Origin of the sequence: Paracoccus lutimaris (assembly GCF_003337565.1) — a bacterium.
Taxonomy (GTDB): domain Bacteria; phylum Pseudomonadota; class Alphaproteobacteria; order Rhodobacterales; family Rhodobacteraceae; genus Paracoccus; species Paracoccus lutimaris.
On the sequence record NZ_QPJL01000012.1, the window covers coordinates 33,541 to 49,018 of the forward strand.

Below are 15,478 nucleotides of genomic sequence, written 5' to 3' on the forward strand. Positions count from 1 at the left end.
CAGCCGCCCCGGGTCAGGGCCTATTCGGGCTTGTCATGGGCCTTGAGCCATTCCTGCATCATGGCGATTTCCGCCTCTTGCGCCTTGATGACCGCTTCGGCCAGCGCCCGCACCTCGGGGTCCTTGCCATGTTCCAGCGCCACCTTGGCCATGTCGATGGCACCTTGGTGATGCGGGATCATGCCGCGCATGAAATCGACATCGGCGTCACCCGTATATTCGATCATCATGTCCTGATGCATCCGGTCCATCGCCTGCTTGTAGGCGGCGGTCGAGGGCGCGTCGCCATGGCCGGAATGGTCCATCGCCGCATGGTCCTGTGCGACGACCGGCAGCGCGATCAGCGCGGCAATGGCAAGGGGGGCGAAGATCTGGCGCATGGGGGTTCTCCTGCAGGTTGCGCACTGAGTTGATCGCGCGGAGCCAGCACAGGCAAATGACAAAGCCGTCAATCGCGCATCCGTCATCTGAGGAAAATCAGCGCCATCCCGGCCACCGCGATCAGCGCCCCCGCCCATGAGGTCGCCGAGGGCCGTGCCCCGGTCATCGCCCAAAGAACCGGCAGGATCAGCACCGGCGACAGCGCTGACAGCGTCGAGACGATGCCGACCTTGCCGCCCTGCAGAGAAAACATCAAAAGCGTCATGCCGATGACCATGGCGATCAGGCCCGACATGGCGGTGACAAACAGCACCCGCGCTGTGGGGCGCGCCAAAGGCTGCACCGCGCGGATCGGCAGCGCCATCAGCAGGATCAGGCAGGCCACCGCGACCGCCACCCGGATCAGCGAGGCGGCATAGGGATCAAAGCCCTGCGCCATGACCGGGCGCGCGATCAGCGACCCCAGCGCCTGCCCCGCAGCAGCCAGCAAGCCATAGCCCGAGGCGATCCAGACCGAGCCCTGTACCGCCTCGAACCTATGCCCGCCCGAGCGGCCGGCGCGTCCCAGCACCGCCATGGCGACGCCCATCGTGGACAGCGCCACCCCCAGCGCGGCCAGAGGCGACAGCGCCTCGCCCAGAAACAGCCAGCCCATCACCGCCGCCATCGGCGCGTTCAGGGCAAACAGCGCCCCCGCCCGGCGCGGCCCCAGCCGGATCAGCGCCACGTAAAGCAGCGTATCGCCCAGAAAGATGCCGATGACGCCGGACAGCGACAGCCGCCACAGATCGTCTGCCGCGATCCCGTGCCAGCGCCCGGTGGCAAGGACGATCACCCCCAGCATCACCGCGACCATCGCCTGCCGCAGCCGGTTGAAGCCGAACGGTCCCAGCGCCTGCGCCGCCGATTGCGACAGGATGCCGGTCACCGCCCAGCAGATGGCCGCGCCAAGCGCGGCCAGTTCATAGACCGGCATTTTCCCCCCATCCTTTTTCTGCTTGGATAGGGTGACGCATGAACCTGCACAAGGCGGCGCGCGTTAAGTCACGAACTCATCCCAGAAGGAGACAGACAATGATCGTCAATTCCGGCTCGGCCAGATGGGAAGGCGGCCTCAAGGACGGCAAGGGCACCGTCTCGACCAAATCCGGGGTGCTGTCCGACCAGCCCTATGGCTTCAAGACCCGCTTCGAGGGCGCGCCCGGCACCAATCCCGAGGAGCTGATCGGCGCGGCGCATGCCGCCTGTTTCAGCATGGCGCTGTCGAACATCCTTGCCGGCGAGGGCGTGACCGATGTGGTCATCGAGACCACCTCGAAAATCGGGCTGGATCAGGAGGATGGCGGTTTCACCATCAAGACCGCGCATCTGACGACCACAGTGTCGGGCAAGGGCGACCGCGCGGTGATCGAAGAGGCCGCCCGCAAGGCCGAAAAGGGCTGCCCGGTCAGCAAGGTGCTGAATGCGGCGATCACGCTGGATGTGACGGTGGTCTGAGTTCAGGAAAACTCGAAACGGTAGCCGTATCGTTTAAGTTCGAGATTGGGGATGGCCCGGGTTGCAAGAGTGACACGCGGATGGTGATCCGAAGCGATCAGAATACCGCGAACCAGGCCATTCTCTTCCTCAGCGATGCAGCCCATATAGGCTAGAATCTGCGCGACGGCTTCGGGTTTGGACACGCCGGCCTTCAACTCGATCACCACCGTCCGGCCTTGGCTGTCCCGTGCCAGAATATCTATGAAACCAGCCTCGACTCGCCGTTCGACATCGCCATCGATAATGGTCAGCCCTTCTTCAAGCTGGGAAATGTTCGTGCGCAGGGCATCCTGCAGGTCCCGCTCAAGACCGAATACCTGCAAGACGGCCTCGGCGGTCTCGACAGTGGGGCTTTCGCCGTCATCACCAATATCGCCGCTGATCAGGCCCGAGCCGCCGCGAAACTTGATGTAGTCCGCCAGATGAGACTTGTACCAAGCCAATATTGTCCGAAGATCGCCGCGGTCGACATTGATCTTCGACGGGTTGTCTCGACCGCTTCGCGCATCATCCGTCGAGTAAACGAACGATCCGGCAATTCGTCTCAATTCGTCCTCGGCAAAGGCGGCGTCCAGATCGACATTATAGGCGCGTTCGATACGTTTCAGGGCCGAGATACGCTGCTCACGTGTTTTCTCAGCGAGGTTTCTCTCGGCCAGATGCTGGCGATATTCGGCTTCGCGCACTTTACACCATCATTTCCTTGGTCGCGGTCAGCTTCAGCTCGGGCTGGTCGCGCTGGACGCGGTCGATGTCCCATTGCAGGCGCGTCAGGTAAACCAGATCGCCGTCATGGTCCTGCGCCATATGCTGCTTGTTGGTGTTGGCGAAGGCCTCGACCTTGTCCTTGGGGCCGGAAAGCCAGCGGGCGCTGGTGAATTGCGTCGGCTCGAAGCGCACGGGCAGGCCGTATTCGATCTCGATCCGGCTGGCCAGAACCTCGAATTGCAGGGCGCCCACGACACCGACGATGAAGCCCGAGCCGATCATCGGCTTGAAGACCTTGGCCGCGCCTTCCTCAGCAAATTGCATCAGCGCCTTTTCCAGATGCTTGGCCTTCATCGGGTCGCCCGCGCGCACGGTCTGCAAAAGCTCGGGCGCGAAGCTGGGGATGCCGGTGAAGCGCAGCCCCTCGCCCTCGGTCAGCGCGTCGCCGATGCGAAGCTGGCCGTGGTTCGGAATGCCGATGATGTCGCCGGCCCAGGCCTCTTCGGCCAGTTCGCGGTCGGCGGCCAGAAACAGCACCGGGTTTGACACCGCCATCGGCTTTTTCGAGCGCACATGCAGCAGCTTCATGCCACGCTCAAAGTGCCCCGAGGCCAGCCGCACAAAGGCCACGCGGTCGCGGTGCTTGGGGTCCATATTGGCCTGCACCTTGAAGACAAAGCCGGTGACGGGCTTTTCCTCGGGGTCGATCTCGCGCTCGGCGGCGTTCTGGGGCTGCGGCTCGGGACCGAATTCGCCGATGCCGGTCATCAGTTCCTTGACGCCGAAACTGTTGATGGCCGAGCCGAACCAGATCGGGGTCATGTGCCCCTCAAGGAAGCTTTTGCGGTCAAAGGCGGGCAGCAATTCGCGCGCCATCTCCAGCTCTTCGCGCAGCTTGGCCAGCAGGTCGGCGGGGACGTGATCGGCCAGTTTCGGGTCGTCGAGGCCCGAGATCTGGACCGATTCCGCCACCTTGTTGCGATCGGCGCGGTCCATGATCTCCAACCGGTCATGCAGCAGATCATAGGCGCCGATAAAGTCGCGCCCCATGCCGATGGGCCAGCTGACCGGCGCGACGTCGATGGCCAGGTTTTCCTGAATCTCGTCGATGATCTCGAAGGTGTCGCGGCTTTCGCGGTCCATCTTGTTGCAGAATGTCAGGATCGGTAGGTCGCGCAGCCGGCAGACCTCGAACAGCTTGCGGGTCTGGGATTCGACGCCCTTGGCGCCGTCGATGACCATGATCGCCGCATCCACCGCCGTCAGCGTGCGGTAAGTGTCCTCGGAAAAATCGCTGTGGCCGGGTGTGTCCACCAGATTGAACCGGTAGTCGCCGAACTCGAACGACATCGCCGAGGCGGAAACCGAGATGCCGCGGTCCTGCTCCATCTTCATGAAGTCCGAGCGCGTGCGCCGCGCCTCGCCCTTGGCGCGGACCTGTCCGGCCATCTGGATGGCGCCGCCGAAAAGCAGGAACTTTTCAGTCAGGGTGGTCTTGCCGGCATCCGGATGCGAAATGATCGCGAAGGTCCGGCGGCGGGCGATTTCGGGCGGGAGGTCGGGGCGGTTCATCATGCCCGGCCCTTTACCCTGCCGCGCGTGCCGCCTCAAACGAATTGTTCGCGGATCAGCCGTTCCTCAAGCCCGTGGCCGGGATCGAACAGCAGCCGGTGCCGGATCGTCTGTTCAGAGCGGATCTCGACCCACAGGACCGAATCGACGCCCCGCGAATCGGCGTCCGCCATCACCGGGCGCTTGTCGGGCTCAAGGATGTCAAAGCGCAGCGTGGCCGATTTCGGCAGGATCGCCCCGCGCCAGCGCCGGGGCCGGAATGCGGCGATGGCCGTCAGCGCCAGCACATCCGAGCCGAGCGGCAGGATCGGACCATTGGCCGAATAGTTATAGGCGGTCGAGCCGGCGGGCGTGCAAAGCAGCGCGCCGTCGCAGACCAGCTCTTCCATCCGAACGCGGCCATTGACCGAAATGCGCAGCCGCGCCGCCTGCGGACCGGCGCGCAGCAGGCTGACCTCGTTGATGGCCAGGGCGCAATGCTCATGCCCGTCGGTGGTGCCCGCCGTCATCGCCAGCGGGTTCACGACCGTCGCCTCGGCGGCCTGAATGCGTTCGGGCAAGGCGTCCTCGGAATAGCTGTTCATCAGAAAGCCGACCGTGCCGCGATTCATCCCGTAAACCGGCAGGCCGCGATTCTGATGCATGACCGACAGCATCAGCCCGTCGCCCCCCAGCGCCACGATCACCTCGGCCTCCGTGACCGGGACATGACCATAGCGCGCGGTCAGCGCCTCGGCGGCGGTCACGGCGGATTCGGTGCTGGCTGAGATGAAATGCAACTTCATGCACTTATCATGGCGCGGCGCGAGGCGGGCGCAAGCCCCCAAGATCGCATGGGATATCTACCACCTCCACGTCGCATCCGTCCTAGCGGCGCGCGACAAAAGCCGCTAGAACCGCGCCAAGCCGCTTTTTGCATGAGGACCAGATGACCGACACCGGATTCTTCACCGAGACGCTGGACAGCCGCGACCCAGAAATCTTTGGCGCCATCCGCAAGGAACTGGGCCGTCAGCGCGACGAGATCGAACTGATCGCCAGCGAAAACATCGTCTCGAAGGCGGTGCTGGAGGCGCAGGGCTCGGTCCTGACCAACAAATATGCCGAAGGTTATCCGGGCAAGCGCTATTACGGCGGCTGCCAATATGTCGATATCGTCGAGACGCTGGCGATCGAGCGCGCCAAGGAACTGTTCGATTGCGGCTTTGCCAACGTGCAGCCGAATTCCGGCTCGCAGATGAACCAGGCGGTGTTTCTGGCGCTTTTGCAGCCGGGCGACACATTCATGGGGCTGGACCTGAATTCGGGCGGCCACCTGACCCATGGCTCGCCGGTCAACATGTCGGGGAAATGGTTCAACGTCGTCAGCTACGGCGTGCGCAAGCAGGACCAGCTTCTGGACATGGAGGAAATCCGCCGTTCCGCCCATGAGCACAAGCCCAAGCTGATCGTCGCCGGCGGCACGGCTTACAGCCGCGTCTGGGACTGGGCCGAATTCCGCAAGATCGCCGATGAGGTCGGCGCCTGGCTGATGGTGGACATGGCCCATATCGCCGGTCTGGTGGCGGGCGGCCAGCACCCCTCGCCGCTGCCGCATGCCCATGTCGTGACCACCACCACCCATAAATCGCTGCGCGGGCCGCGCGGTGGCATGGTGCTGACCAACGACGCGGATATCGCGAAAAAGATCAACTCGGCGGTGTTCCCCGGTCTGCAGGGCGGTCCGCTGATGCATGTCATCGCCGCCAAGGCCGTCGCCTTCAAGGAGGCGCTGGAGCCGGGCTTCAAGGACTATGCCGCGCAAGTCGTCGCCAATGCCCGCGCCATGGCCGATGAGTTGATGAAGGGCGGCATAGACATCGTCTCGGGCGGCACCGACAACCACCTGTGTCTGGCCGACCTGCGCCCGAAAGGCGTGACCGGCAAGGCGACCGAGGCGGCGCTGGGTCGCGCCCATATCACCTGCAACAAGAACGGCGTGCCTTTCGATCCGGAAAAGCCCTTCGTGACCTCGGGCATCCGTCTGGGCGCCCCCGCCGGCACCACCCGCGGCTTCAAGGAACAGGAATTCCGCCAGATCGCCCGCTGGATCGTCGAGGTCGTCGACGGCCTTGCCGCCAATGGCGAAGAGGGTAACGCCGAGGTCGAGGCCAAGGTGAAAGCCGAGGTCGAGGCGCTTTGCGCCCGCTTCCCGCTTTACGCCGGGATGTGAGCCCCGAACACGGGACCGCGCGCGGGCCAACCCGCGCGCTTGAACGCCGGCTCGGCGACTGGGCGCGCGCCCGGCTGCCGGGCTTTCTTGTCGATTTCAGCATGTTCGTGCTGAAACAGGGCTGGGCCTGCCTGTTCGGCGCCCTGATGCTGGCCGCGATCCTGATCAGCCACGCCATCTGGCAGCCGGGCTGGGCCCTTCAGCGCTATGACGCGCTGTTTCTGTTCGCGATCACCGTGCAGGTGCTGTTTCTGGCGCTGCGTCTGGAGACATGGACCGAGGTCCGGGTCATTGCGCTGTTTCACCTGACCGGCACCGCGATGGAGATCTTCAAGGTCGATGCCGGGTCATGGGCCTATCCCGAGCCGGGCCTGTTCAAGCTGATGGGCGTGCCGCTGTTTTCGGGCTTCATGTATGCCAGCGTCGGCTCTTACATGGCGCGCGTGATCCGCATTTTCGACATGCGTTTTCAGCCCTATCCGCCCTTCTGGGTGACGATGGCGCTGGCGGTGGCGATCTATGTGAACTTCTTCGCCCATCATTTCCTGCCCGATATCCGCTGGCTGCTGTTCGCGGCGACGCTGCTGATCTATGGCCGCACACGGGTCTGGTTCCGGCTCAGCCGCTGGTATTTCATGCCGCTGCCGCTGGCCGCATTCCTGACCAGCCTGTTTTTGTGGATCGCCGAGAATATCGGCACCATGACCGGCACCTGGCTTTACGCCGGGCAGGCCACGCTGGACCGGGTGTCATTCGCCAAGATCGGCTCGTGGTATCTGCTGCTTTACGTCAGCTTCGTCACCGTGACATTGGCCGCGCGGCAGGTGATCGCCTCAGATCAGCCCGCGCTGCAGCATGATCCAGACCGCGACGGCGCCAAGGATCATCAGCCCAAGGATCACGCTGGCGGCGATGCTGACCGCGCCGCCCTGTAGCCGCGCGCCCTTGCCCAAGGGCCGCAGGTAATGGGTCAGCGCCTTGTGGGCGCGCTCGAACCGGTCGAAATTCACCTGCCGCGCCAGTTTCGGATGCCCGGCCATGCGGTCGCCGTCCAGCAATATCCGCGCCTCGCGCCGCAGCCGCCGGGGCAGCGCGCCACCGCGCTTGCGCATCATGCTGTCCAGATCGGCCTGATGCCCGCGCCGGAGGCCGCCAAACCGCGCCGCCATCAGCCCCGCCACCTCATCCGCCATCGGCCGGATATTCTCGATGCTCATCCCTGCCCCCGTTTTTCGGCAAGGTTAACGCCTCTGGTGCCGCTTCGCCAGTGGCGCTAGGGTTTCGCCATGATGCTGAACATGATCGTGACAGGGACGGATACCGGACAGCCGCCAGTGCTGCTGGCGCATGGGCTTTTCGGTTCGGGCAAGAATCTGGGCGGGCTGGCGCGGCGGCTGGCCGAGACCCGGCGCGTGATCTCGGTCGAGATGCGCAATCATGGCGACAGTTTCCACGACCCCGATCACAGCTACCCGGCGCTGGCGGACGATCTGGCGCAGGTGATCGCGGCCCATGGCGGTCAGGCCGATGTGCTGGGCCATTCCATGGGCGGCAAGGCCGCGATGATGCTGGCGCTGACCCGGCCGGAGCAGGTGCGCAAGCTGGTGGTGATGGACATTGCCCCCTATGCCTATGGCCACACGCAGACCGCGCTGATCGACGCCATGGAGGGCATGGAACTGAACGGGTTGCGCCTGCGCTCCGAGGCGGATGCACGGCTGGCCGCCGCCATCCCCGAGCCGGGGGTCCGCGCCTTTCTGCTGCAATCTCTGGACCTGAAATCGGACCCGCCGCGCTGGAAATACAACCTGCCCGCGCTGCGCGATCAGATGCCCCAGTTGATCGGCTGGCCCGAGACAGCGCCCAAGGGGACCTATGAAGGCCCGACCCTGTTCCTGGCCGGCGCCGAATCCGATTATTGCCGCGAACCGCAGGTCGGGGCCATCCGCGCCTATTTCCCGCAGGCAAAGCTCAGGTATTTCGCCGGGGCCGGCCATTGGCTGCATGCCGACCGTCCCGCCGAAGTCGCCGAGGTGGCGGCAGAGTTTCTGGGCTAAGCACCCGGCAATCGACATTCGCTACTTGCGTTTCGACATGGGCTTAAGACCCGCCCACGCCACAGCCAGTCCTTTACTCAGCCTCTTCCTCCAAACGCCGCGCCACCAGCCATGTCACCGGCAGGGCGGCGATGCCCCCGGCCAGCGCCGCGCCGACGATCGAGGCGACATCATAGCGGCCCATGACCAGAACCACGACGATCCCGATCCCGGCCAGCGTGGTGAAGGCAATGGAGAAAAGCAGCATGAAAAGACGAGACATGGGGCTTGGTCCTTTGTTGTCTTGCCACCATGCTAAAGCGGCGCCGGAGACCTTGCCTTGATCTGGCGCAGAAATGCCGCGAAATCCCGAAACCAGATCAGCACAGTCGGCGCATTCGCTTGCGCCGTGCTTCAATAGCAATCCAGCGCCACACGCGCCTCGCCCGTGTCCCCGGGAATGCGGCTGCGCAGGCTGTTCGGGATCACCCGGCAGCCGGTTGTCTTTTCGGCAGCCTGCACCATCAGCTCCGGCACCACGCCGCGTTCGCGCCGCGTCAGGTAGCCATGGCGGATCACCTCGGCCGAGTTGCCATCATGAAAGACCGTGAAATCAATGCCCTGAAGCGTGATGTCGTGGCGGGTCGCGTCGAAGTAGCCCGGCGCGGGCGAGGCACAGGCGGCAAGCAGAAGGATCAGGGGGATCAGAATCACACGCATGTGTCTTGGTAACGCGAATTCGTTAACCAAACCCTAACACCCGCTGGAACCCCGCGCTAAAAGAAGGCGTTTGACAGCGAGTGACATTCGCATTGCAGGAGTATGGAATGCCCAGAATCTTCAAGCTTTTCCCGGCGCTTGCGCTGCTCGCGCTGGCGGCTTGCCAGACTGTCGAAGGCGCCGGGCGCGACCTTCAGACCGCCGGTCAGGTGGTCGAGCAGGAAAGCCGCAACGCACAAAGCGGCATGTGATCGCGGGCGGCCCCGGCGCCGCCCCATCATCCCCAAATCCGCCGCAAGCTGCGCAGACCGCGCGTGGACAGGTGACACGCCAGCGGTATATCTCTACCGCCCGCCCCGGATTCGCATTTTGGCGGCCCTGCGAAACATGCTATGATTGTCCGCACTTACCTTCGTTCTCATTCCGAGGAAGGTTACCATGTCGGGCATTCTTTTTCTGATTTCCTTCGTGCTGGTGATCGCGCTGATCTGCGTGATCGGCGGCATCTATGCGCTGCTGCGCCAGCAGATCGTCGTCGATGAACACGGCCAGCCAAGCGAGATCGAGCTGCCATGGTTCGGCAAGATCAAGACCAACTACCCCTCGTTGATCGCGGTCGGGCTGGGGATCGCGCTGGCGACCTTCGTGGCCAGCAAGCTGGAACCCGCACCCGAGATCCGCAACCTGCCGCTGGTCGCGACGCTGGAAACCGACAACCTGCCGCCGGGCAGCTATGTGATGGTCGCAGCCTTTCCGCAGCGCTATCTGAAAGGCTCGCAGGAGTTCTTTCAGAACGGCAGGGGCACGATGGAGCTGCTGGTCGAGGAACCCGGCCCCTATACGGTCGTGGCGCTGTCGCCGACCGATCTGGGGTCGGACGGGCGGCTGATCTATACGGTGACGCAGGGCCCGGCGATCTTTGACGGGGGAAGGCTGTCCTTCAGCGGGCGACTGACCCGCAACCATGTCAGCAATGGGGATGGATCATGACGCGGCTTGGCACGATTCTGGCGCTGGCTTTCGCCTGTGGCAACCCCGCCGGGGCGCAGGTGGCGATGATCCAGGGCAAGCTGCAGGATGCCGACGGCAAACCCGTGGCGGGCTTTCCGATCATTCTGGAAAATGCCGACAGCGCCGCCAAGGGCTATTCGGGCAATATCGGCTTTACCTCCGAGACCGGGGAATTCGCGGTAGCGGTGGACCAGCCCGGTCAATATGACGCGATCCTGCCCAATGTTCCGGGCGGAGTTCTGGGCCAGTTCGAGGTCGCCCCCGAGGACCTGCAACCGACCGCCGAGGCCAAGGCCCCGCAGGATCTGGGCACGATCTATCTGCCGACCAAGGGGGCTTGGCGTTGAGCCGCTTAACGCCGCCTTAACCGGGAGATGCGAGGCTGGGGCATGTCGCGCTATCTTCGCCCGCGCCTGCCCGGTGCCCCGATCTTTTTCACCGTCGCACTGGCCCGGCGTGGCGGGACGGCGTTGGTCGATCATGTCGGGCTTTTGCGGGCGGCGGTGGCGCAGACCCGGGCCGAGCGGGGCTTTCACATCGCGGCATGGGTGGTCATGCCGGATCATCTGCATTGCATCTGGATATTGCCCGAGGGGGATTGCGATTATTCAACGCGCTGGCGCTTGATCAAGGCGCGGTTTTCGCGCGGCTTGCCGATGGGCGCGCGGCGCGAGAGCCATGTGGCGCGGCAAGAGCGCGGGATCTGGCAGCGGCGTTTTTATGAGCATCATATCCGGGATGAGGCGGATATGGCCGCGCATCTGCGGTATTGCTGGTGGAACCCCGTGAAGCATGGGTTCATGACGCGACCCGAGGATTGGCCGTATTCGTCGTATCACCGGGATCGGGCGATGGGGTGGAGCGTTTGGTAGGGTGCGTGTTTATACGCACCCTACTGTTGCTGACTATCCATTGTCATCCTCATCTTTTTTCGAGGATCTACGCAGAAACGATTGAACAACCCCAGCAATCACACCCGATGTCGCAATTACGCCGCCGACCTCAGGCTGTCCAATCGCTGCGCAATAGACCCCGCCTAAAACCATCGCGAGAGAGACGACGACGCTCGCAAGAACTTTAAGCGTTACATTCCAGTTGAAGTGTGCGGTGTCACGGCCCCTAATGCCCTGCTCTTTCTCGGCCAGATTCACCAACCGATTGGCCAAACCGGGCAGCACATCCTCATATCTTTGCAGCTCGCCGGCAGACGGCACCGGCCCACTATGGATCGCGCGCTGTATTACAGCGCGCACCTCTGATGGCGGACCATCGAGAATTGCCTGTAGCACTTCGTCCGCATTTGCTTCACTGGGGTCAGAATCGCTCTCTGCAATCTGTTCGACCTGCTGCTGGCTCTGCTCAGTTGGTAGATTCATCAAGCTTCAATTTTTCACGAGCCGCATGAAAGTACTCACGAATATGCACAGCGTCTGAAACACTGCCAGCGATTTTACTCCGGGGCTTCACCTCGACAAAGCTCGGCCCGGCAGCAACCATGCTAACAACTGTCCAGAATCCGTCTCCTCTGGAAACATATTGCGAAGAACTCGCAGCACGCCGACGCCGACTGGCAACGCTATTAGCCATCGAATCTGCTCCATCACTCCATGTAACCACAATATCCACCGCCGATAATTCCACAAGGCGTTGCGTATGTACTCGGTTAACCGTTCGTTACCGTACGCAAGTACTCACATCGCAGGTTACCCAGAACATGGAGACTCGCCGTCAAGGAGCAAGTAGCAGCGAAGTAATTCACGCATATTTGCGTACTCCCCTCACCCATCCATCTTCAACGCCTGAATGAACGCCGTCTGCGGGATCTCGACCTTGCCGAACTGGCGCATCTTCTTCTTGCCGGCCTTCTGCTTTTCCAACAGCTTCTTCTTGCGCGTGGCGTCGCCGCCATAGCATTTCGCCGTCACGTCCTTGCGCATCGCGCTCAGCGTTTCGCGGGCGATGACGCGGGAACCAATCGCCGCCTGGATCGGGATCTTGAACATGTGGCGCGGGATCAGCTCTTTCAGCTTTTCGACCATCACCCGGCCGCGGCTTTCCGCGCGGTCGCGATGGACCATGATCGACAGCGCGTCCACCGGCTCGTCGTTCACAAGGATCGACATTTTCACAAGGTAATCCTCGCGATATTCCGACAGTTGATAGTCGAAGCTCGCATAGCCCTTGGTCACCGATTTCAGCCGGTCGTAGAAATCGAACACCACCTCGGCCAGTGGCAGGTCATAGACCACCATGGCGCGCTGGCCGGCATAGGTCAGGTCCATCTGGATGCCGCGACGGTCCTGGCACAGTTTCAAGACGTCGCCCAGATATTCGTCCGGGACCATGATCGTGGCCTTGATGCGCGGTTCCTCGATATGGTCGACATAGGTCAGGTCGGGCATGTCGGCGGGGTTGTGCAGATCGCGGACCTCGCCGTCCTTCATGTGCAGGCGGAACACCACGCTGGGCGCGGTGGTGATCAGGTCCAGATCGTATTCGCGTTCCAGACGGTCGCGGATCACCTCAAGATGCAAAAGGCCAAGGAAGCCGCAGCGGAAGCCAAAGCCAAGCGCGGCCGAGGTCTCCATCTCATAGCTGAAGCTGGCGTCGTTCAGGGCCAGTTTCTCGATGGCGTCGCGCAGGGCTTCGAAGTCGTTGGCATCGACCGGGAAAAGGCCGCAGAAGACCACCGGCTGGGCGGGCTTGAAACCGGGCAGCGGGGTCTCGGCGCCCTTGCGTTCATGGGTGATGGTGTCGCCGACGCGGGTGTCGCGGACCTGCTTGATCGAGGCGGTCAACACGCCGATCTCGCCCGGGCCCAGCTCGGCGATGTCCTGCATCTGCGGGCGCAGCACGGCCAACTTGTCGATGCCGTAGACGGCATTGGTCTGCATCATGCGGATGCGGTCGCCCTTGCGGATGACGCCGTCCATGACGCGGATCATGACGACGACGCCCAGATAGGCGTCATACCAGCTGTCGACCAGCATCGCCTTCAGCGGCGCGTCGCGGTCACCCTTGGGGGCCGGCAGGCGGGTGACGATGGCCTCCAGCACGTCGGGAATGCCAAGGCCGGTTTTCGCGGAAATCGGGATCGCGTCCGAGGCGTCGATGCCTATCACGTCCTCGATGTTTTCCTTGACGCGCTCGGGCTCGGCCGCGGGCAGGTCGATCTTGTTCAGGACCGGGACGATCTCATGCCCGGCGTCGATGGCCTGATAGACATTGGCAAGGGTCTGCGCCTCGACGCCCTGGCTGGCATCCACGACCAGAAGCGAGCCTTCGACGGCGCGCATCGAGCGGCTGACCTCATAGGCGAAGTCCACATGGCCGGGCGTGTCGATCAGGTTCAGCACGTAATGGCGGCCGTCCTTGGCCGGATAGTCGATCCGGACGGTGTTGGCCTTGATGGTAATGCCCCGTTCGCGCTCGATATCCATGCTGTCGAGAAGCTGGGCTTTCATGTCGCGCTCGGCGACAGTGCCCGTCATCTGGATCAGACGATCGGCCAGAGTGGATTTGCCGTGGTCGATATGGGCCACGATCGAGAAATTGCGGATGAGATCAAGGTCGGTCATGGCCGGGCTATACAGGGGCTTTGGCGTTGCGGGAAGGGGGTTCGATACGGGCGTGCGATCACGTCACCGGACAGGGGTGAAACCGGCGGCGCGCAACTGGCGGCGGCGCAGCGCGGCCTCGCGCCACATGGTATAGCAGCCCGAGGCGACAATGACCGCCGCGCCCAGCAGGGTCATCAGGTCGGGACGCTCGTCAAAGACGGCAAAGGCCAGCATCAGCGCGAAAACCAGCCGCACATAGCGATAGGGCGCAAGGGCCGAGGCCTCGGCCAGACGGGTGGCGGTGACCAGCAGCGCATAGCCGCCGACACCCACCGCCATGCAGGCAATGAACAGCCCCCATTGCCGCAGGTCGGGCATGACAAAGGACTGCCCCAGCACCCAGCCCATCACGCAGGAGGCGATCAGGATGGCAAGAAATGCCAGCGCCGCCAGCTGGTCGGAATGGATGCGGGCGGGAATGCGGCGGGTGGCGATGTCGCGCGCGGCCAGCCCGACCACCGCCAGCACCGCCATCAGCGAGACCGGCTGGAACCCGGCCAGACCGGGACGGATGACCAGCAGTACGCCCAGAAAGCCCACGATGATCGCGCTCCAGCGGCGCCAGCCGACCGGCTCGCCCAGAAACAGCGCCGCACCCAGCACGATGGCCAAGGGCAGCGCCTGCATGATCGCCGAGGTCGATGACAGGTCGCTGAGCGCCAGCGCCACCACGATCCCGATCGAACCCACGACCTCGGCCATGCTGCGAAACAGCACCAGCGGATTGAGCAGGTCGCGGGTCAGGAAGCGCCCATCCTTGAGCCTCAGCATGGCGCCAAAGGCCAGAAAGCCCAAAAGGCCGATCATGCCCAGCACCTCGGCATAGGGCAGTTCGGCCGCCAGCAGCTTGATGAACATGTCCTCGAAGGCGAAAAGCACCATCGAGACGACCATGAGAATCGCACCACGGAAGTTTTCGGTGACCATTGGCCGGATATCCTGCGGTTGGGGGGAATTGCGCCGGGCGCGGTATGGCGCGATCATAGGCGGGTTGCCAGCCAGACGAAAGGACAGGCGATGAAATTTCACGTCGAGGACATGAGCTGCGGCCATTGCACCGCCGCCATTGAAAAAGCGGTGACCGAGGCCGGCGGCCGCGCCGCGACCGATCTGGCCAGCCACAGCGTCACCGTCGAGGGTCTGGACGCCGCCCGCGCCGAGCAGGTGATTCGCGATGCCGGCTATACGCCGCGCCCGGCGTGACAGCCCGCAGGCGGCATATCTTGGGGCGAAATTCCGCCGCGCCGCGACCCGTGGTCACCCGCCCGTGATTGAGCCGTGAGGAAGGTTCTGTTAACCTTCCTCGGATAAACGGGCGGATCAAAGAGGGCGCCCAGCCCCGGCCGCCAGGCAAGACCCGAGGAGACAGACATGATCAACCGCCTTATGATCGCCGCGGCAGCGGTGGTCCTGACCACGCCGCTTGCCGTCGCCGGACCTGTTGATTCCGCCTGCATGCGTTCGGATCGCGCGGCGGGCAGCCGCCAGCTTTGCGGCTGCATCCAGCAGGTCGCCGACATGACGCTGTCGCGTTCCGATCAGCGCCGCGCCGCGAAATTCTTTGACGATGCCGAGCGGGCGCAGGAAGTGCGCATGTCGAAAAGCGATTCCGACAATGCCTTCTGGGCGCGCTACAAGAATTTCGCCACCACCGCCGAAGCCTATTGCGCGAACTGAAA

General features: G+C 63.6%; 21 protein-coding genes. 10 read left to right on the plus strand and 11 right to left on the minus strand.

Annotated elements, in window-relative coordinates; all coding sequences use genetic code 11:
• Positions 1-20: 20 nt before the first annotated feature.
• Positions 21-380, minus strand: coding sequence for a CopM family metallochaperone (gene copM / locus DFP89_RS12070; RefSeq protein ID WP_114349646.1), 360 nt, complete (start codon positions 378-380; stop codon positions 21-23).
• A gap of 83 nt (positions 381-463) precedes the next feature.
• Positions 464-1,357 (minus strand): DMT family transporter, encoded by an 894-nt coding sequence (locus DFP89_RS12075; RefSeq protein ID WP_114349647.1) that lies wholly within the window; start codon positions 1,355-1,357, stop codon positions 464-466.
• 98 nt (positions 1,358-1,455) lie between these two features.
• On the opposite strand from DFP89_RS12075, the gene DFP89_RS12080 reads away from it, so the two are divergent.
• The gene (locus tag DFP89_RS12080) at positions 1,456-1,878 is read left to right on the plus strand and encodes an OsmC family protein (protein ID WP_114349648.1); all 423 of its coding nucleotides are present in this window, start codon (positions 1,456-1,458) and stop codon (positions 1,876-1,878) included.
• Between the two features lie 2 nt (positions 1,879-1,880).
• On the opposite strand, the gene DFP89_RS12085 is transcribed toward DFP89_RS12080, so the two are convergent.
• From DFP89_RS12085 to DFP89_RS12095, 3 genes are read right to left on the minus strand one after another with little or no spacing between them, the layout of a single operon-like run.
• Positions 1,881-2,606, minus strand: a complete 726-nt coding sequence (locus DFP89_RS12085; RefSeq protein WP_114349649.1) for an endonuclease NucS domain-containing protein — start codon at positions 2,604-2,606, stop codon at positions 1,881-1,883.
• Position 2,607: 1 nt separating this feature from the next.
• A complete protein-coding gene (locus DFP89_RS12090; RefSeq protein WP_114349650.1) occupies positions 2,608-4,203 on the minus strand; it encodes a peptide chain release factor 3 in 1,596 nt (531 codons plus the stop codon).
• A 32-nt stretch (positions 4,204-4,235) separates the two neighbouring features.
• Entirely contained in the window at positions 4,236-4,985 is a 750-nt protein-coding gene (locus DFP89_RS12095) for an NAD kinase (protein ID WP_114349651.1), read from the minus strand.
• Between the two features lie 143 nt (positions 4,986-5,128).
• Here DFP89_RS12095 and glyA point away from each other — a divergent pair, with 143 nt between their 5' ends.
• Entirely contained in the window at positions 5,129-6,412 is a 1,284-nt protein-coding gene (gene glyA / locus DFP89_RS12100) for a serine hydroxymethyltransferase (RefSeq protein ID WP_114349652.1), read from the plus strand.
• The gene (locus DFP89_RS12105; protein WP_342770942.1) at positions 6,409-7,347 is read left to right on the plus strand and encodes a DUF817 domain-containing protein; all 939 of its coding nucleotides are present in this window, start codon (positions 6,409-6,411) and stop codon (positions 7,345-7,347) included. The genes glyA and DFP89_RS12105 overlap by 4 nt, the downstream gene beginning before the upstream one ends.
• On the opposite strand, the gene DFP89_RS12110 is transcribed toward DFP89_RS12105, so the two are convergent.
• Complete coding sequence (locus DFP89_RS12110; RefSeq protein ID WP_114349653.1) at positions 7,246-7,629, minus strand: hypothetical protein; 384 nt, start codon at positions 7,627-7,629, stop codon at positions 7,246-7,248. The two genes, DFP89_RS12105 and DFP89_RS12110, sit on opposite strands and share 102 nt — an antisense overlap.
• Positions 7,630-7,698: 69 nt before the next feature.
• On the opposite strand from DFP89_RS12110, the gene DFP89_RS12115 reads away from it, so the two are divergent.
• Positions 7,699-8,469, plus strand: a complete 771-nt coding sequence (locus DFP89_RS12115; protein WP_114349654.1) for an alpha/beta fold hydrolase — start codon at positions 7,699-7,701, stop codon at positions 8,467-8,469.
• 73 nt (positions 8,470-8,542) lie between these two features.
• Here the strand turns inward: DFP89_RS12115 and DFP89_RS12120 are convergent, their stop codons facing one another.
• Together DFP89_RS12120 and DFP89_RS12125 are read right to left on the minus strand one after the other, a co-directional pair.
• Positions 8,543-8,731 (minus strand): hypothetical protein, encoded by a 189-nt coding sequence (locus tag DFP89_RS12120; protein ID WP_114349655.1) that lies wholly within the window; start codon positions 8,729-8,731, stop codon positions 8,543-8,545.
• 131 nt (positions 8,732-8,862) lie between these two features.
• Positions 8,863-9,168, minus strand: coding sequence for a hypothetical protein (locus DFP89_RS12125; protein WP_114349656.1), 306 nt, complete (start codon positions 9,166-9,168; stop codon positions 8,863-8,865).
• A 107-nt stretch (positions 9,169-9,275) separates the two neighbouring features.
• Between DFP89_RS12125 and DFP89_RS12130 the strand changes: the two genes are divergently transcribed.
• The 4 genes from DFP89_RS12130 to DFP89_RS12145 all read left to right on the plus strand — a co-directional run bounded on the left by DFP89_RS12130 (position 9,276) and on the right by DFP89_RS12145 (position 11,051).
• Positions 9,276-9,419, plus strand: a complete 144-nt coding sequence (locus DFP89_RS12130; protein WP_114349657.1) for an entericidin A/B family lipoprotein — start codon at positions 9,276-9,278, stop codon at positions 9,417-9,419.
• Positions 9,420-9,606: 187 nt separating this feature from the next.
• Positions 9,607-10,158, plus strand: coding sequence for a hypothetical protein (locus DFP89_RS12135; RefSeq protein ID WP_114349658.1), 552 nt, complete (start codon positions 9,607-9,609; stop codon positions 10,156-10,158).
• Complete coding sequence (locus DFP89_RS12140; RefSeq protein ID WP_114349659.1) at positions 10,155-10,526, plus strand: peptidase associated/transthyretin-like domain-containing protein; 372 nt, start codon at positions 10,155-10,157, stop codon at positions 10,524-10,526. Before DFP89_RS12135 ends, DFP89_RS12140 begins: the two co-directional genes overlap by 4 nt.
• 42 nt (positions 10,527-10,568) lie before the next feature.
• Positions 10,569-11,051 carry an REP-associated tyrosine transposase gene (locus DFP89_RS12145; RefSeq protein ID WP_114349660.1) on the plus strand — a complete coding sequence of 161 codons (483 nt, stop codon included), beginning with the start codon at positions 10,569-10,571 and terminating at the stop codon, positions 11,049-11,051.
• A gap of 33 nt (positions 11,052-11,084) precedes the next feature.
• On the opposite strand, the gene DFP89_RS12150 is transcribed toward DFP89_RS12145, so the two are convergent.
• The 3 genes from DFP89_RS12150 to DFP89_RS12160 form a co-directional block, all read right to left on the minus strand.
• Positions 11,085-11,555: a DUF2335 domain-containing protein gene (locus tag DFP89_RS12150; protein ID WP_114349661.1), complete on the minus strand. Its 471-nt coding sequence runs from the start codon at positions 11,553-11,555 to the stop codon at positions 11,085-11,087.
• A 402-nt stretch (positions 11,556-11,957) separates the two neighbouring features.
• Positions 11,958-13,757: a translation elongation factor 4 gene (gene lepA, locus DFP89_RS12155; RefSeq protein ID WP_114349662.1), complete on the minus strand. Its 1,800-nt coding sequence runs from the start codon at positions 13,755-13,757 to the stop codon at positions 11,958-11,960.
• A 63-nt stretch (positions 13,758-13,820) separates the two neighbouring features.
• Complete coding sequence (locus DFP89_RS12160; RefSeq protein ID WP_114349663.1) at positions 13,821-14,726, minus strand: DMT family transporter; 906 nt, start codon at positions 14,724-14,726, stop codon at positions 13,821-13,823.
• Positions 14,727-14,816: 90 nt separating this feature from the next.
• Here DFP89_RS12160 and DFP89_RS12165 point away from each other — a divergent pair, with 90 nt between their 5' ends.
• Together DFP89_RS12165 and DFP89_RS12170 are read left to right on the plus strand one after the other, a co-directional pair.
• The gene (locus DFP89_RS12165) at positions 14,817-15,002 is read left to right on the plus strand and encodes a heavy-metal-associated domain-containing protein (protein WP_114349664.1); all 186 of its coding nucleotides are present in this window, start codon (positions 14,817-14,819) and stop codon (positions 15,000-15,002) included.
• Positions 15,003-15,170: 168 nt separating this feature from the next.
• Positions 15,171-15,476, plus strand: a complete 306-nt coding sequence (locus tag DFP89_RS12170; RefSeq protein ID WP_114349665.1) for a hypothetical protein — start codon at positions 15,171-15,173, stop codon at positions 15,474-15,476.
• Positions 15,477-15,478: the final 2 nt, after the last annotated feature.

Bases quoted from the DNA above. Each gene is read 5' to 3' on its own strand.
- copM (WP_114349646.1), bottom strand. From the start codon at position 380: ATGCGCCAGATCTTCGCCCCCCTTGCCATTGCCGCGCTGATCGCGCTG.
- DFP89_RS12075 (WP_114349647.1), bottom strand. From the start codon at position 1,357: ATGCCGGTCTATGAACTGGCCGCGCTTGGCGCGGCCATCTGCTGGGCG.
- DFP89_RS12080 (WP_114349648.1), top strand. From the start codon at position 1,456: ATGATCGTCAATTCCGGCTCGGCCAGATGGGAAGGCGGCCTCAAGGAC.
- DFP89_RS12090 (WP_114349650.1), bottom strand. From the start codon at position 4,203: ATGATGAACCGCCCCGACCTCCCGCCCGAAATCGCCCGCCGCCGGACC.
- DFP89_RS12095 (WP_114349651.1), bottom strand. From the start codon at position 4,985: ATGAAGTTGCATTTCATCTCAGCCAGCACCGAATCCGCCGTGACCGCC.
- glyA (WP_114349652.1), top strand. From the start codon at position 5,129: ATGACCGACACCGGATTCTTCACCGAGACGCTGGACAGCCGCGACCCA.
- DFP89_RS12110 (WP_114349653.1), bottom strand. From the start codon at position 7,629: ATGAGCATCGAGAATATCCGGCCGATGGCGGATGAGGTGGCGGGGCTG.
- DFP89_RS12115 (WP_114349654.1), top strand. From the start codon at position 7,699: ATGATGCTGAACATGATCGTGACAGGGACGGATACCGGACAGCCGCCA.
- DFP89_RS12120 (WP_114349655.1), bottom strand. From the start codon at position 8,731: ATGTCTCGTCTTTTCATGCTGCTTTTCTCCATTGCCTTCACCACGCTG.
- DFP89_RS12125 (WP_114349656.1), bottom strand. From the start codon at position 9,168: ATGCGTGTGATTCTGATCCCCCTGATCCTTCTGCTTGCCGCCTGTGCC.
- DFP89_RS12130 (WP_114349657.1), top strand. From the start codon at position 9,276: ATGCCCAGAATCTTCAAGCTTTTCCCGGCGCTTGCGCTGCTCGCGCTG.
- DFP89_RS12135 (WP_114349658.1), top strand. From the start codon at position 9,607: ATGTCGGGCATTCTTTTTCTGATTTCCTTCGTGCTGGTGATCGCGCTG.
- DFP89_RS12140 (WP_114349659.1), top strand. From the start codon at position 10,155: ATGACGCGGCTTGGCACGATTCTGGCGCTGGCTTTCGCCTGTGGCAAC.
- DFP89_RS12145 (WP_114349660.1), top strand. From the start codon at position 10,569: ATGTCGCGCTATCTTCGCCCGCGCCTGCCCGGTGCCCCGATCTTTTTC.
- DFP89_RS12150 (WP_114349661.1), bottom strand. From the start codon at position 11,555: ATGAATCTACCAACTGAGCAGAGCCAGCAGCAGGTCGAACAGATTGCA.
- lepA (WP_114349662.1), bottom strand. From the start codon at position 13,757: ATGACCGACCTTGATCTCATCCGCAATTTCTCGATCGTGGCCCATATC.
- DFP89_RS12160 (WP_114349663.1), bottom strand. From the start codon at position 14,726: ATGGTCACCGAAAACTTCCGTGGTGCGATTCTCATGGTCGTCTCGATG.
- DFP89_RS12165 (WP_114349664.1), top strand. From the start codon at position 14,817: ATGAAATTTCACGTCGAGGACATGAGCTGCGGCCATTGCACCGCCGCC.
- DFP89_RS12170 (WP_114349665.1), top strand. From the start codon at position 15,171: ATGATCAACCGCCTTATGATCGCCGCGGCAGCGGTGGTCCTGACCACG.